Origin of the sequence: Bartonella sp. AP19HLJMH (assembly GCF_042196245.1) — a bacterium.
Taxonomy (GTDB): Bacteria; Pseudomonadota; Alphaproteobacteria; order Rhizobiales; family Rhizobiaceae; genus Bartonella.
In genome coordinates this window covers 1-526 of sequence record NZ_JBHIPX010000111.1, presented here as the reverse complement: position 1 = coordinate 526, position 526 = coordinate 1, and the positions used below count along the sequence as shown (strand labels likewise).

Below are 526 nucleotides of genomic sequence, written 5' to 3'. Positions count from 1 at the left end.
GCCAAGCCGGTTCAGATGCTTCGTTGGATTAATGATACGACCTATAGTGTCCTTCTCCATGGACCCGTAGTAATCACTACGATCAATAAAGACCATGACTATATCAGTCGCTCTGGTCAATCCCAACGCATCCGCTATTCTATTACGCTCTTGCCCTTTTTTTATGGCGGAAAACCACAAGGACAATACTAGGTGGGACAAATCCAAGAGGGACAAACTCTATGAAGATACCAGAAAAGCGCGTTATTGTAGAGCTAGAGGATATGAGCCTCGATCTCCTCTGCTTTCACCATGCCATGGCTGTGTTCAGAGACCGCATCCAAGTTGGGGGACTAAACGGTTATTTAGAAGCCACACTGGAAGCCAATCCAGAGATTGCCAAATATGGTGTGTTTTTACCGCGGGGCTTAACGGTCATTCTGCCTGAATTTGTGTTGTCTAATCCCCAAAGCATGGTGAAGCGGTTATGGGATTAATGCGTACACACCCTTTTATTGTGGTCAAGGTGGGAGACAAACCTGTTCAT

The 526-nt window shown here is 46.0% G+C and carries 1 protein-coding gene and 1 pseudogene; both read left to right on the top strand.

All coding sequences use genetic code 11. From position 1 onward, the window contains the following. Positions 1-192, top strand: a pseudogene (locus ACFINR_RS09650) (phage tail protein); the annotation flags it as partial. A 29-nt stretch (positions 193-221) separates the two neighbouring features. Then, the gene (locus ACFINR_RS09645; protein WP_375654258.1) at positions 222-476 is read left to right on the top strand and encodes a tail protein X; all 255 of its coding nucleotides are present in this window, start codon (positions 222-224) and stop codon (positions 474-476) included. The last annotated feature ends 50 nt before the right edge of the window (positions 477-526 follow it).